Annotated in this window: 1 protein-coding gene; it reads right to left on the minus strand. The window is 37.0% G+C overall.

Annotated features, from left to right (window positions below; genetic code table 11):
- Window positions 1–262: hypothetical protein (locus A3766_RS31865; RefSeq protein ID WP_231882833.1), on the minus strand; the 262-nt coding region annotated here is incomplete at both ends.

Below are 262 nucleotides of genomic sequence, written 5' to 3' on the forward strand. Positions count from 1 at the left end.
TATAGCGAAGATAGTTTATTCTCAACAATTTGCTTTTCCTTTACTGGGTTAGTTGAGGAAGTAATTAGATAAGATCCAGACGGTAGTTTGTTCCAGTTTTTTTCGTCTAGATCAAAAATCGTTACAGAGCCTTCTACGTACAACTTACTTCGATTATATATAAACTGGCCTTTGCTTATAGGGTTACAGTTAGCGTGTTGGATTACGCATGTACTGCCATTTAGATCGATAATTATGGCTGCCGCCTTATTGTCATCGGTAT

The sequence above is a fragment of the Oleiphilus sp. HI0132 genome (assembly GCF_001635845.1).